Here is a 13,022-nt window from a genome sequence, read left to right as displayed (position 1 = left end):
GGGCGGCGGCATCCGGCCCGCCGGCCGGGCCGGCACCAGCGGCGGGCCGGCCGGCCGGGGTGGCGGCGGCATCGGACGCCCGCGGGCCTGCGCGTGCAGCGCCTCGCCGACCCGGCGCTCGGCCTCGTCGCGGTACGGGTCGTGCGCCGTGTTCGGACCGGTCATCGCGGCTCCTCCGGACGGCGCGGCACGGGTGCGCCGGCGCGCTCCTCCATGATGCGGGCGACCGCGTCCAGCGCACGGCTGGCGGTCGACTTCACCGTGCCCCGGCTCATCCCGGCGGCCTCGGCGATCTCGGACTCGGTCAGCCCGCCGTAGTAGCGCAGCACCAGCACCTCGCGCTGCCGCGGCGGGAGCAGGCCCAGCGCGTCGACCACCGACTGGTGCTCGGCGGACAGCATCGCCAGCGACTCCGCCGAGCGGGCGTTCGCCGAGTGCGGCGGGACGTACTCGCGGGCGGTGCGCCGCCGGCGCAGCACCGACCGGGAGCCGTTCACCACCGCGGCGCGCAGGTAGGCGACCGCGGCGGTCTCGTCGCGCAGTCCGGTCCAGTGCCGGTGCAGGCCGGTGAACGCCTCCTGCACCACGTCCTCCGCGGTGGCCGGGATGTCGACCAGCAGCATCGCCAGCCGCATCAGCCGCAGCCGGTGGTCGCGGTAGAGATCGGCCAGGGTGAGCGGCTTCTCCTCGGCAGGCGCCTGCGGCTGCCCGCCCGAGCCGCCGGGACCGTCCGGAGCGGTCGCGAACGGACCGCCGCCCTCGGGCGCCGGTCTGCTGTCGATGGCGCGCAACCGGCCCAGCGTCCGGTCGACGGCGTTCTCGGCCCGCTCCTCCTCCACGCTCAACAGCCTAGCGACCACCTCCGACGCCTTTCGCGCGCTTGTCCCTCCGGGCATCCGGAGGGGGTGACCAGACCCATCCGGCGGATGACTGCCCCCGCGGGGCGGGTACGTGATACTGACCCGGAGAGCACGCGCTGCGCCGAGCAGCGACCGCCGATGACGAGGAGGCCGTCCGTGCCGATCGCCACGCCCGAGATCTACAACGAGATGCTGGACAACGCCAAGAACGGCGAGTTCGCCTACCCGGCGATCAACGTGACCAGCACGGAGACCCTGAACGCGGCGCTGCGCGGGTTCGCCGAGGCGGGTTCGGACGGCATCGTCCAGGTCTCGACCGGTGGCGCGGAGTTCCTGTCCGGGACCCGGGTCAAGGACATGGTCACCGGCTCGGTCGGCCTCGCCGAGTTCGCGCACGTCGTCGCCGACAAGTACCCGGTGAACATCGCCCTGCACACCGACCACTGCCCCAAGGACAAGCTCGACGGCTTCGTCCGGCCGCTGCTGAAGATCAGCCAGGAGCGGGTCGCCAAGGGCGAGAACCCGCTGTTCCAGTCGCACATGTGGGACGGCTCCGCGGTCGAGCTGGAGGAGAACCTCAAGATCGCCGCCGAGCTGCTCGACGAGGCGGTCAAGGCGAAGATCATCCTCGAGGTCGAGATCGGCGTCGTCGGCGGCGAGGAGGACGGCGTCGCCCACGACATCAACGACAAGCTCTACACCGCCCCCGGCGACTACGAGCGCACCGTCGAGGTGCTCGGCGCCGGCGAGAAGGGCCGCTACCTGCTCGCCGCGACCTTCGGCAACGTGCACGGCGTCTACAAGCCGGGCAACGTGAAGCTCCGCCCGGAGATCCTCAAGCAGGGCCAGGAGGTCGCCCGCGGCAAGCTGGGCTCCGGCGCCGCGGACAAGCCGTTCGATCTCGTCTTCCACGGCGGGTCCGGCTCGCTGCTGGAGGAGATCCACGAGTCGCTGACCTACGGCGTCGTCAAGATGAACGTCGACACCGACACCCAGTACGCCTTCACCCGCCCGATCGTGGCGCACATGTTCGAGAACTACGACGGCGTCCTCAAGATCGACGGCGAGGTCGGCAACAAGAAGGCCTACGACCCGCGGTCGTACCTGAAGAAGGCCGAGGTCGCGATGAGCGAGCGCGTGATCGAGGCGTGCGAGGCGCTCAAGTCCGCGGGCAAGGCCCTCTGACGTTGCGGGGACGGTCGTCGGGGCCCCGGCCCCGATGACCACCCGCGGGCCGCGCGGCGCCACAATGGCGGCATGAGTCTGCACGGCAACCTGCTCGAGCCCGAGGCCACGCGCCTGCCGGTCGACCCGGCCGCCGCCGAGCTGGACGGCGGTGCCGATCCGGCGGACGTGGCCGCCGCCAGCCCGTCGTCGAGCATCGCCTGGGCGGTGCTGGCCGAGCGGGCGCTGGACGCCGGCGAGACCGTCGCCGCCTACGCCTACGCCCGCACCGGCTACCACCGCGCCCTCGACCAGCTGCGCCGCAACGGCTGGAAGGGCTTCGGCCCGGTGCCGTGGGCGCACGAGCCGAACCGCGGCTACCTGCGCGCCTGCGGGGCGCTGCTGCGCGCCGCGACCGCGATCGGCGAGACCGCCGAGGTCGAGCGGCTGCGCACGCTGATCGCCGACTCCGACCCGGCTGCGCTCGCCGCGCTCGGCATCGACTGAGCGGGCCGGTGCCGCCTGACGCGCTGGCCCGGGTGCGGGCCCGCGGGCGGCTCGGCGCGCGCCGGGTGCGGGCGTCCTGGCTGCCGATCCTGCAGTGCGCGTTCGCCGCCGGGCTCGCGCTGTGGGTGGCCGGCGACCTGGTCGGGCACGACCGGCCGTTCTTCGCGCCGATCGCCGCGGTGATCAGCCTCGGCGTCTCGCTGAACTCGCGCCTGCGCCGGGCCGCCGAGCTGGTGGTCGGCGTGAGCCTGGGCGTACTGGTCGGCGACCTGATCATCGCCGAGATCGGCAGCGGGGTCTGGCAGCTGATGCTGGTCGTCGCGCTGGCGATCACCCTCGCCACCTTCTTCGACGGCGGCAACCTGATCGTCGCCCAGGCCGGCGCGTCCGCGGTGCTGGTGACGACGCTGCTGCCACCGGGCGACAGCAGCGGCATCGACCGCTGCGTGGACGCGCTGATCGGCGGCCTGGCCGGGATCCTGATCGCCGCCGTCATCCCGGTGAACCCGATCCGGCTGGTCCGCCGGTCCGCCCGCCGGGTGCTCGACGACCTGGTCACGGTGCTCACCGACACCGCGTCCGCGATGCGCGAGCACGACCGGGAGTGCGCGGTCCGGGCGCTGCACCGGGCCCGCGACACCCAGGCCGGGATCGACGAGCTGCGCGCCGCCGTCGGGGGTGCCGGTGAGGTCGCCATCGTGTCGCCGCTGCACCGGCCACGCCGCCGGATGCTGCGCCGCTACCGGGAGCTGGCCGACCGGGCCGACTACGCGCACCGCAACGCGCGGGTGCTCGCCCGCCGCACCCTGACCGCGCTGGAGGACGGCGAGCGGATCCCGGCCGAGCTGCCCGACGCGGTCACCGAGCTGGCCGGGGCGGTCGGCGCGCTGATCCGCGAGCTCGGCCAGGACGGCGACCGGGAGCGGGCCCGGCCGGCGTTCCTCGACGCCGTCGGGCACTCCCCGGTGCTGTCCGACCGGCAGGCCGGCACCGGACCGGCGGACGGGACGGCGGCCGTCTCGGTGCCGGTGCTCGTCGCCCAGGCCCGGTCGATCGCGGTCGACCTGCTGCAGGCGACCGGGATGAGCCGGTCCGAGGCGCTGGGCGCCCTCCGTGACCGGCTGCCGGGGGACGACTTGGGCTGATCGGGGGAGTGGGGGTTCCGTCACGGTACGGTCACGGAGCAGAATCGGCGCTGCTCGGCGCCGGGACGACTCGTCCCCCTGCACGGTGTGGTGTGGCCGCCGCCGTCGACCGCACCGATGCCGCACCGCGAGCGTCGCACAGTGATCGGGGTCCACCACGTGCAGTTGCTCATCCGCTACGTCCTCGCGCCCCTCGTCCGTCTGCTGTGGCGCCCCGCGGTGCACGGCGCCGACCGGATCCCGGCACACGGTCCGGTGATCCTCGCCGCCAACCACCGGGCCGCCGTCGACACCGCCTTCATCCCGCTGGTCGCCGCCCGCCGGGTGGCCTTCCTCGGCAAGGCCGAGTACTTCACCGGGCGCGGGCTGCGCGGCCGCCTGATGGCGTCGTTCCTGCGCGCGCTCGGCTACATCCCGGTCGACCGGGGCAACGCCCGCGCCGGGCTCGCCGCGCTCGCCGCCGGACGCGAGGTGCTGGCGGCGGGCGGCGTCTTCGGGATCTACCCGGAGGGCACCCGCTCGCTCGACGGCCGGCTGCACCGCGGGCACACCGGGGTGGCCAGCCTCGCGCTGTCGACCGGCGCCGTCGTCGTCCCGGTGGGGCTGCGCGGCACCGAGCGGGTGCAGCCGGTCGGCAGGCTGTTCCCGCGGCTGGCCCGGGTGGAGATCCGGTTCGGCGCACCGCTGGAGTTCAGCCGCTACGAGGGGCTGGAGGGCGCGCCGGCGATCCGCCGCGCGGTCACCGACGAGATCATGGACGCGATCGCCGACCTGTCCGGCCAGACCTACGTCGACTCCTACCACCGGCGTCCCGGCGAGACGCTGCCCGCCGCCGCCTGACCCTCAGGCCGCCGGCAGCACCGGGTGCCACGGCTCGGTGTGCTGGTACCAGGCCCAGCGCTTGACCGGCCGCGGGTACGGCTCGCCGTCGCGGACCGGGGTGGAGCCGGTGGAGCCGATCTGGATCGCCCGCCCGGTCGTCGCCGTCACCCCGCGCCCGCCGCGGACGCGCACCCCGCCCGGCCCGGCCTCGACGACGAGCGCCGGGACCCGGCCGTGGAACACCCGGGTGGCGTCGCAGTACGCCTCGCCGTACAGGTCGCGGATCTCGCCGCGGCCGGCCAGCACCCCGCCGTTGTCGTCGCGCACCAGCGGCTCCGGCCGGGCGGTCCCGGTCCGGGCGAGTGCGGCCGCGGCGGCCGGCCGGACCGGGAACCCCCAGCCGGCCGCCGCCGCCGACCGGCCGGACACCGGCAGGTACGCCACCTCGGTGCCCAGCGCACCGGCCCGCAGCAGCCGGACCAGCACCGCGGCCAGGTCGGCGTCCTCGCCGTGCACGATCAGCCGGGCGCCGGGATGCTCGGCGAGCAGCGGATCGACCGCCTCCTTGCCGGGCCGCGGGCCGACGGTGACCGAGCGCACCGCCGGATCGGACGCGAGTGACGCCGGTACCCGTTCCCGGCGCCCGGCGGGCCGGATACCGTAGAACGGACGACGGCGGCGCTGCGGCACGCAGGCGAGCAGCACCGCTTCGGGATCGGTCGACACCACAGATCGAGTACCCTCCTCGCCGCGGAATCCGGTAACCACGCCCGGGTCCGCGGCCGTGACGAGCGTGTGTGAACTGGAGTCTCTTACATGCCCGCAATCGTGTTGATCGGCGCCCAGTGGGGCGACGAGGGCAAGGGCAAGGCGACGGACCTGCTGGGCGGGCAGTTCGGCTGGGTCGTCCGCTACCAGGGCGGCAACAACGCCGGGCACACCGTCGTCACGCCGGACGGGCGCGACTTCGCGCTCAAGCTGATCCCGTCCGGGATCCTGTCGCCGGGCGTCAAGAACGTCATCGGCAACGGCGTGGTGGTCAATCCCGAGGCGCTGATCGAGGAGAAGGCCGGGCTGGAGCGCCGCGGCGTCGACACCTCCGGCCTGCTCATCTCGGCCGACTCGCACCTGATCATGCCCTACCACGTGGCGATCGACCGGGTCACCGAGCGCTACCTCGGCAAGGCCAAGATCGGCACCACCGGCCGCGGCATCGGCCCCGCCTACCAGGACAAGGTGGCCCGGGTCGGCGTCCGCGCCGCGGACCTGCTCGACGAGAAGATCCTGCACCAGAAGGTGGAGGCCGCGCTCGAGCTGAAGAACCAGATCATGGTCAAGGTCTACAACCGGCGCGCGCTGGACTTCCACGAGGTCGTCGACACCGTGCTGGAGCAGTCCAAGGAGTTCGCCGACAAGATCGTCGACACCCGGCTGCTGCTGAACCAGGCCCTGGAGCGCGGCGAGACGCTGCTGCTGGAGGGCTCGCAGGGCACCCTGCTCGACGTCGACCACGGCACGTACCCCTTCGTGACCAGCTCGAACCCGACCGCCGGCGGCGCATCGGTCGGCTCCGGCATCGGCCCGAACAAGATCACCCGGGTGATCGGCATCCTGAAGGCCTACACCACCCGCGTCGGCTCCGGCCCGTTCCCGACCGAGCTGCTCGACGAGATGGGCGACTGGCTGCGCAAGACCGGCGGCGAGGTCGGGGTGAACACCGGCCGGGCCCGGCGCTGCGGCTGGTTCGACGCCGTGATCGGCCGGTACGCGGTGCGCGTCAACGGCATCACCGACGTGTTCCTCACCAAGCTGGACGTGCTGTCCGGGCTGGAGACGGTGCCGATCTGCGTCGGCTACGAGGTCGACGGCCACCGGGTCGACGAGATGCCGATGACCCAGACCGGCTTCCACCACGCCGTCCCGGTGTACGAGGAGATGCCCGGCTGGTTCGAGGACCTCTCCGGCGCCCGCACCTGGGAGGAGCTGCCCGCCGCGGCGCAGGCCTACGTGCAGCGGATCGAGGAGCTCACCGGTGCGCCGGTCTCCGCGATCGGGGTCGGCCCCGGGCGGGAGCAGACGATCACCCGCTGATCCGGCGTCCGGCGGCGCGGCGGCCTCCGACTTCGGTCGGAGCCTCCCGATCCGTCGGCCGATCCGGGCGTCCGGGTGGCGTTCCTAGCGTGCACGGCGCCGGTACCGGGATCCCCCGGTGCCGGTCGTCGACACGGGAGGAACGACATGGCCGGGTACGGATCGTCCCGCCTCGCCGGGGTGGCCGCCGTCGCCGCGCTGGTGCTGACCGGGTGCGCGAGCGGCGGGACGCCCGCCGCGGCGGAGCCACCGCCACCACCGGTCGGCTGGCAGGAGTGCGGGCCGGGCCTGGAGTGCGGCACCGTCGAGGTACCGCTGGAGTACACCGATCCCGGGGGTGAGCAGGTCCCGCTGGCGGTGCTCCGCCGGCCCGCGACGGACCCGGACCGGCGGGTGGGCAGCCTGCTGTTCAACCCGGGCGGGCCGGGGGTCTCCGCGACCGGGACCCTGCGGACCATGCCGGACCTGCCGGGCGCCCCGGGCGCTTTCACCCCCGAGGTGCTCGCCCGGTTCGACGTCGTCGCCGTCGATCCGCGCGGCGTCGGCGACTCCCGGCCGGTCCGCTGCCGCACCGACGCCGAGCGGGCCGGGGCCGCCGCGACCACCGCACCCGATCCGGCCGTCCCCGGCGGGCTGCCGCTGCCGGAGCTGCTCGCCACCGCGACCGCGTTCACCGGCGGCTGCGCGGAGCACCAGGACCCGGCGTTCCTGGCCTCGATGTCCACCGACAACGTGGCCCGCGACCTCGACCGGGTCCGGGCCGCGCTCGGCGAGGACCGGATCACCTACTACGGCATCTCCTACGGCACCGTCGTCGGGCCGGTCTACGCCACGATGTTCCCCGACCGGGTCCGGCAGATGGTGCTCGACGCCCCGGTCGACACCGGGCTGTGGTTCGGCGATCCGCTGCCGTTCCTGGGCGAGGTCGCCGTCGCGAGCGAGCAGACGCTGGACGCCTGGTTCGACGCCTGCCGCGCCGAGGGCCCTGCGACCTGCCCGTTCGGCGGCGGGGACCCGGAGCGGGCGTTCGACGCGCTGATCGACCGCCTCGAGGCGGCACCGCTGCCGGTCGCGGACGGCACACCGGTCGACGGCGCGAAGGCGCTCGACGCGGCCCGGTCGATCGCCGGTGAGCGGACGACCTGGCCGCTGCTGACCGCGGCCCTGCTGGCCGCGGAGCGCGGGGACGGCACCGCGCTGCACCTGATGAACGCGGCCGTGACGGTCTCGCCGTTCACCGCGCCGACCGCGGTGCAGGAGGCGCACATCGGTGTGCGCTGCGCCGACTGGCACACCCCGGCCGACGTCGCCGCGCACACCGCCGCCGCCGGCGCGGTCGTCGGGCAGGCACCGCGGATCGGGCCCCGGGCCGCGTACGCCGCCCTGGACTGCGCGCTGTGGCCGGCCCGGGACACCGAGCGGGTCACCGGCCCGTTCACCGCCGCGGGCGCGCCGCCGACCCTGGTCGTCGGCGGCCGGCTGGACCCGGTCACCCCGCACCACTGGGCCGAGTCCATGACCCGCACGCTGGACTCCGCGGTGCTGCTCACCCGGGAGGGGGTCGGCCACGGCTCCTACGGACCGGACCCGTGCGTGAACGCCGCGGTGGACGCCGCCCTGCTCGACGGCGTGCTGCCCGCCGACGGCACCGTCTGCACCCCGGCGCCCGCGACGACCGACCCGGCGGCCCTGACCGGCGCCGGCGGCTGAGCCCGCGGTCAGTCCGGCGGGGTGCCGCGCTCGCCGGACACCGGGGTCACCCCGATGGCGGCCAGCGGGGCGAGCGCGGCGAGCGCGAACCCGATGCCGTAGCCGGTCGCACCGATCAGCGCGCCGAGTGCGACCGGCACCATCGACGCGACGGCGTTCTGCCCGGTGTTCTGCACGCCCAGCGCCCGCCCCGACCAGGACGGCCCGGCGAGCTCGGCGGTGCTGGTGAAGGCCAGCCCGTTCGGCGCGACGGTGACGACCGCGCCGACCGCCAGCATGAGCACGGCGAGCCAGCCGGCGACGGCGTCGCCGAGCGCGAACAGCAGCAGCACCGCCGTCGCGCCGACGGCGATCCAGCGCATCGGCCGCAACCGGGACCCGACCCGGTCCGACCAGATCCCGGTCGCGATCCGGCCGAGCGCCCCCGCCACCTGGCTCGCGGCGACGAACGCGCCGGCCGCGGCCGCCCCCCAGCCCTGCTCGCGGACCAGGTACTCGGTGGCGAACGCGGCGACCGCGAACTGCGGCACGACCAGCAGCGCGCTCGCGCCGTGCACCCGCCACAGCACCGGGGTGCGGTACGGCGAGCGGGCCGCTGCGGACCCGGGCGCGAGCTGCGGCCGCGGCGGGTTCGGGGCGAGACCCGCGACCAGCGCGGCCGCGACCACGCACAGCGCGGCGGGCAGCAGCAGCGCCCGGAACGGCCCGACGGCGACGGCGAGGGTGGGCAGGGTCAGCCCGGCCAGCGCGACGCCGAGCGGCTGCGAGGTCTGCCGGATCCCCATCGCGGTGCCCCGCTCGTGGGCGCCGAACCAGCCCATCACCAGCCGGCCGCCCGCCGCGAACACCGAGGCGGCGCCCGCCCCGCCGAGCCCGAGCAGGACGAGCAGCACCGGCCCGGGCCCGGCCGGTGCCGCCCCGGCGACCGCGACCGCGCACAGCACCAGCCCGGTAGCCATCACGCCGCGCTCGCCGTACCGGTCGGCGATCGCCCCCCACAGCACCAGCGTGCACAGCAGGCCGGCCGTCGGCGCCGCCACGTAGGCGCCGGCCTGCGCCAGCGTCAGTCCGGCGGAGTCGCGCAGCAGCGGCACCAGGAACGGCATCCCGTAGACGAACGAGCAGGCCGCGGTCTGCGCGACCGTCCCGACCGCCAGCACCAGCCAGCGGCGACGGCTGCGGGTCACGTCGGGGGGCACCCGTCCACGCTAGGTGCCGTCCCACCTGGTGGCGAATCGTTCCCGGATGCCGGGAACGATCAGGAGGCGCACTCCCCGGTGTCGACCGGCCGCGAGCCGCCGTCGGCCGCGACGTTCAGCGCCTGCGCGACCTGCTCGGCGGTCAGCACGAAGCCGGTCTCGGAGTCGTCCAGCGCGGCACCGAACACCACGCCCACCACCTGGCCGTCCGGGTTGATCATCGGGCCGCCGGAGTTGCCGGACCGGACCACCGCGCGGACGGTGTAGACGTCGCGGAGCACGCTGCCCCGCTCGTAGATGTCGGGGCCGCGCAGCCGGATCCGCTCGCGGACCTTGCCCGGCGTCACCGTGTAGGGCCCGTCCAGCGGGTAGCCGAGGATGATCACGTCGTCGCCGACCCTGGCCGGGTCCGGGGTGAACCGGAGCGGCTCCTCGTCGAGCGCCGGGACGGCGAGCACCGCCACGTCGACCTCGGGGTCGTAGTGGATCACCTCGGCGTCCAGCTGGCGGGTCCGGCCGGCCGCGGTGGTGACCTCGACGGTGGTGCTGGACGTGCCGGCGACGACGTGCGCGTTCGTCATGATCCGCTGCGGCGCGACCACGAAGCCGGTGCCCTCCAGCGCCCGGCGGCAGGCCGGTGCCCGCCCGCGGACCTTGAGCACCCGGTCCCGGACCTCGGTCACCACCGGGGACTGCGCGAGCGCCGAGTCCGGCGGGCCGACCACGGCGATCGGGGTGCGCGAGAACGGGCTGACGACGTCCGGGAAGCCGGAGTCGTCGAGGATCTGGCGCAGCTCGGCGGGCAGCTGCCGGGCGGCACTGGGCATCACGCTGTCCACCCCGGCGAGCACCCGCGAGTCGCGGACGCCGCTGGTCAGGGTGGCGATGCTGGTCGAGGCGAGCGGCAGCGCGATCAGCCAGGCGGCGACCACCACGGCCACCGCCTGCACCCCGGCGCCGAGCGCCGAGTCGACCTTGAGGGTGCCCTCGCGCCGGATCCGGTCCCGGACGAAGCGCCCCAGGTAGACCCCGGTCGCCTCGCCGAGCGCGACGAGCAGCACCACCGCGCCGATCCCGAGCAGCACCTTCGCCGGCTGGGACTCGACCTGGTCGGCCAGCAGGGGGGCCAGGCGCAGGCCGAGCACCGCCCCCGTCAGCACGCCCAGGAAGGACAGCAGCGCGACCGCGACCCCGTGCCGCCAGCCCGATGCCGCCGCCAGCAGCGCCAGGATGACGACCACGACGTCGACCCAGCTCAGGCTCACCGGCCCACCTCGTCGGGACGGTCGGCGGGGTCGATCACAGGTACTCCTCGCGGGTGTCGCTGCTCCGCCCGGGCGGCAGCCCAGGCCTCGTCGAGGTTCTCGATCCGCGTGCCGTCCCAGGGGCGTTCCCAGCCGGAACAGTGCAGCAGTGCGGACAATAGGCCCCCGGTGAATCCCCAGATCACCAGCCCCGAGATGCGGAAGGCCGGCCCGGTGTAGCCGCTCGGGCCGCGCACGGTGAACCGGTTCGCCGGATCGGCGAGCTCCGGCACCGGCACCCGCACCACCCGGGCCACCTCGCCGGGATCGACCGCGCGGACCGGCTCCGGTGCGGCCCAGTGCGCGAGCACGGGGGTCACCAGGTAGCCGGTCGGCGGGATGAACAGCTCGGGCAGCACGGCCAGCGGCACGACGCCTGCCGGGTCGAGCCCGGTCTCCTCCTGCGCCTCGCGCAACGCGGCGTGCACCGGGCCGGTGTCGCCGGGATCGAGCGCGCCGCCGGGGAACGCGACCTGCCCGGCGTGCGAGCGCAGGGTCGCCGCGCGTTCGGTGAGTAGCACGTCCGGCCCGTCCGGCCCGAACAGCATCAGCACCGCCGCGCGCCGGGCGCCAGCCTCCCGGCCGGCCGGGTCGCGCCGGGGGCCGAACCAGCCCGGGTCGAGCCCGAGGGCCCCCTCCACCAGCGGTCGCAGCGGTTCGGGGGCGGCGCCGGGGTCCGGCTCGGGGACGACGGCGGCGGTCACGACAGCCGTTCCACGGCCGCCTCGACGTCGTCCGCCGTCCGGAACGGGATCGGCGGATCGACCATCGCCGGCGTGCCGTCGGCCCGGACGACGTAGTTGAACGGGAGCACCGGCGGGGTGTCCAGCACCGCGCGCAGCTCGCCGCCCGGGTCGGTCAGCGCCGGGAGGGTGATCCCGAGCTCGGCGGCCAGGCCGAGCGCGGCCACCGGATCGTCCTGGACGTCGACGGTCAGCACCGGCAGCGCGTCCGGCCGGGCCGCGTACTCCTCCAGGGCCGGCAGCTCCTCGCGGCACGGCAGGCACCAGGACGCCCAGAAGTTGACCAGCACGGCCCGCCCGGCGAGCACCTGGCCGACGTCGACGGCGCCCTCGGCGCCCAGGCACGGCACGGTGATCCCGGCCAGCGGCCCGGCCGCCGGCGCGCCGGTCGGCTCCGGGCAGGGGCGCAGCGCCGCGGCCTCCCGGGCGGCGGCGAGCGCGGCCGGATCGGCGGCGGCCGGATCGCCGTCGGGCAGGTTCGCGGGCGCGGCGGCCCCCGGTGGCGCGGCCGCGGGCTGCGGCGCGGGCGCCGACGGCCACAGGGCCCACACGCCGAGCGCGACCAGCACCGCGACCACGACGGTCGAGGCGATCTCCGAGCGCGAGGCGCCCGCCCGGCTCACCGCCCGTCCCCGCTGCCGGTGACTCCCGCCAGCTCCAGCAGCCGGTCCCGCTCCGGGCCCTTGACCAGCGCTGCGGCCTCGGCCGGCCCGGTCGGCCCGGTGCCGTAGGCCGGGCAGTCCGCCGCGAGGGTGCACACACCGCAGGCGGGTTTGCGGGAGTGGCACACCCGCCGGCCGTGGAAGATCACCCGGTGGGACACGATCGTCCAGTCCCGGCGCGGGATCAGCTCACCCACCGCGTGCTCGACCTTGACCGGGTCCTCCTCGGTGGTCCAGCCCCAGCGGCGGACCAGGCGCCCGAAGTGGGTGTCCACGGTGATCCCGGGGACGCCGAACGCGTTGCCCAGGATCACGTTCGCCGTCTTGCGGCCGATCCCGGGCAGCTTCACCAGCTCGTCCAGGGTGGCCGGGAGCTCGCCGCCGTGGCGGTCGACGACCGCGGCGCCCAGCCCGGTCAGCGAGGACGCCTTGTTCCGGTAGAAGCCGGTCGGCCGGATCATCTCCTCCAGCTCGGTGCGGTCCGCCCCGGCGTAGTCGGCGGCCGCCGGGTACCGGGCGAACAGCGCCGGGGTGACCTGGTTGACCCGCTCGTCGGTGCACTGGGCGGACAGGATCGTGGCGACGGCCAGGTCCAGCGGTGTCACGAAGTCGAGCTCGCAGTGTGCGTGCGGGTACGCCTCGGCCAGCGCGCGCAGGATCCGGTTCACCCGCCGGGCTCGCCCGATCGGGTTCTCCCCGGCCGCGACCCGTGCGGCGAGACCGGCCGCGGCGCGCCCGGTGGGCCGGGCCGTCCGTCGGGCGGAGGTACTCACGTCACCGAGCGTACGGGTGACCCCCGACAGTCCCGCCGCCGT

Annotated in this window: 13 protein-coding genes; 6 read left to right on the top strand and 7 right to left on the bottom strand. The window is 75.6% G+C overall.

What is annotated here, in order from left to right:
* Positions 1-161: 161 nt before the first annotated feature.
* Positions 162-839 (bottom strand): RNA polymerase sigma factor, encoded by a 678-nt coding sequence (locus tag ABD160_RS12550; RefSeq protein WP_344021735.1) that lies wholly within the window; start codon positions 837-839, stop codon positions 162-164.
* Between the two features lie 177 nt (positions 840-1,016).
* Here ABD160_RS12550 and fbaA point away from each other — a divergent pair, with 177 nt between their 5' ends.
* The 4 genes from fbaA to ABD160_RS12530 all read left to right on the top strand — a co-directional run bounded on the left by fbaA (position 1,017) and on the right by ABD160_RS12530 (position 4,516).
* Complete coding sequence (fbaA, locus tag ABD160_RS12545; RefSeq protein WP_344021733.1) at positions 1,017-2,045, top strand: class II fructose-bisphosphate aldolase; 1,029 nt, start codon at positions 1,017-1,019, stop codon at positions 2,043-2,045.
* A 72-nt stretch (positions 2,046-2,117) separates the two neighbouring features.
* Positions 2,118-2,531: a DUF3151 domain-containing protein gene (locus ABD160_RS12540; protein ID WP_344021731.1), complete on the top strand. Its 414-nt coding sequence runs from the start codon at positions 2,118-2,120 to the stop codon at positions 2,529-2,531.
* Positions 2,532-2,539: 8 nt separating this feature from the next.
* Positions 2,540-3,676, top strand: a complete 1,137-nt coding sequence (locus tag ABD160_RS12535; RefSeq protein ID WP_344021728.1) for an FUSC family protein — start codon at positions 2,540-2,542, stop codon at positions 3,674-3,676.
* 159 nt (positions 3,677-3,835) lie between these two features.
* Positions 3,836-4,516, top strand: coding sequence for a lysophospholipid acyltransferase family protein (locus ABD160_RS12530; protein WP_344021726.1), 681 nt, complete (start codon positions 3,836-3,838; stop codon positions 4,514-4,516).
* A gap of 3 nt (positions 4,517-4,519) precedes the next feature.
* On the opposite strand, the gene ABD160_RS12525 is transcribed toward ABD160_RS12530, so the two are convergent.
* Positions 4,520-5,224 carry a hypothetical protein gene (locus tag ABD160_RS12525; RefSeq protein WP_344021724.1) on the bottom strand — a complete coding sequence of 235 codons (705 nt, stop codon included), beginning with the start codon at positions 5,222-5,224 and terminating at the stop codon, positions 4,520-4,522.
* Between the two features lie 90 nt (positions 5,225-5,314).
* On the opposite strand from ABD160_RS12525, the gene ABD160_RS12520 reads away from it, so the two are divergent.
* Positions 5,315-6,589, top strand: coding sequence for an adenylosuccinate synthase (locus ABD160_RS12520; protein WP_344021722.1), 1,275 nt, complete (start codon positions 5,315-5,317; stop codon positions 6,587-6,589).
* Between the two features lie 147 nt (positions 6,590-6,736).
* Positions 6,737-8,299, top strand: coding sequence for an alpha/beta fold hydrolase (locus ABD160_RS12515; protein ID WP_344021720.1), 1,563 nt, complete (start codon positions 6,737-6,739; stop codon positions 8,297-8,299).
* Between the two features lie 8 nt (positions 8,300-8,307).
* Here the strand turns inward: ABD160_RS12515 and ABD160_RS12510 are convergent, their stop codons facing one another.
* From ABD160_RS12510 to nth, 5 genes are read right to left on the bottom strand one after another with little or no spacing between them, the layout of a single operon-like run.
* Positions 8,308-9,498 carry an MFS transporter gene (locus ABD160_RS12510; RefSeq protein WP_344021718.1) on the bottom strand — a complete coding sequence of 397 codons (1,191 nt, stop codon included), beginning with the start codon at positions 9,496-9,498 and terminating at the stop codon, positions 8,308-8,310.
* Between the two features lie 59 nt (positions 9,499-9,557).
* Entirely contained in the window at positions 9,558-10,757 is a 1,200-nt protein-coding gene (locus ABD160_RS12505; protein WP_344021787.1) for a MarP family serine protease, read from the bottom strand.
* A gap of 2 nt (positions 10,758-10,759) precedes the next feature.
* The gene (locus ABD160_RS12500) at positions 10,760-11,506 is read right to left on the bottom strand and encodes an NUDIX hydrolase (protein WP_344021716.1); all 747 of its coding nucleotides are present in this window, start codon (positions 11,504-11,506) and stop codon (positions 10,760-10,762) included.
* Positions 11,503-12,168: a TlpA family protein disulfide reductase gene (locus ABD160_RS12495; RefSeq protein WP_344021714.1), complete on the bottom strand. Its 666-nt coding sequence runs from the start codon at positions 12,166-12,168 to the stop codon at positions 11,503-11,505. Before ABD160_RS12495 ends, ABD160_RS12500 begins: the two co-directional genes overlap by 4 nt.
* Positions 12,165-12,980: an endonuclease III gene (nth, locus tag ABD160_RS12490; protein ID WP_425563607.1), complete on the bottom strand. Its 816-nt coding sequence runs from the start codon at positions 12,978-12,980 to the stop codon at positions 12,165-12,167. Before nth ends, ABD160_RS12495 begins: the two co-directional genes overlap by 4 nt.
* Positions 12,981-13,022 lie beyond the last annotated feature (42 nt).

This window comes from Pseudonocardia kongjuensis (assembly GCF_039526905.1).
GTDB lineage: Bacteria > Actinomycetota > Actinomycetes > Mycobacteriales > Pseudonocardiaceae > Pseudonocardia > Pseudonocardia kongjuensis.
The sequence above is the reverse complement of the archived record's forward strand: the minus strand, read 5'-3'. Positions and strand labels throughout refer to the sequence as shown.

Excerpts from the sequence above, each read along its gene's own strand:
- ABD160_RS12515 (WP_344021720.1), top strand. The coding sequence starts at position 6,737 with ATGGCCGGGTACGGATCGTCCCGCCTCGCCGGGGTGGCCGCCGTCGCC.
- ABD160_RS12520 (WP_344021722.1), top strand. The coding sequence starts at position 5,315 with ATGCCCGCAATCGTGTTGATCGGCGCCCAGTGGGGCGACGAGGGCAAG.
- ABD160_RS12540 (WP_344021731.1), top strand. The coding sequence starts at position 2,118 with ATGAGTCTGCACGGCAACCTGCTCGAGCCCGAGGCCACGCGCCTGCCG.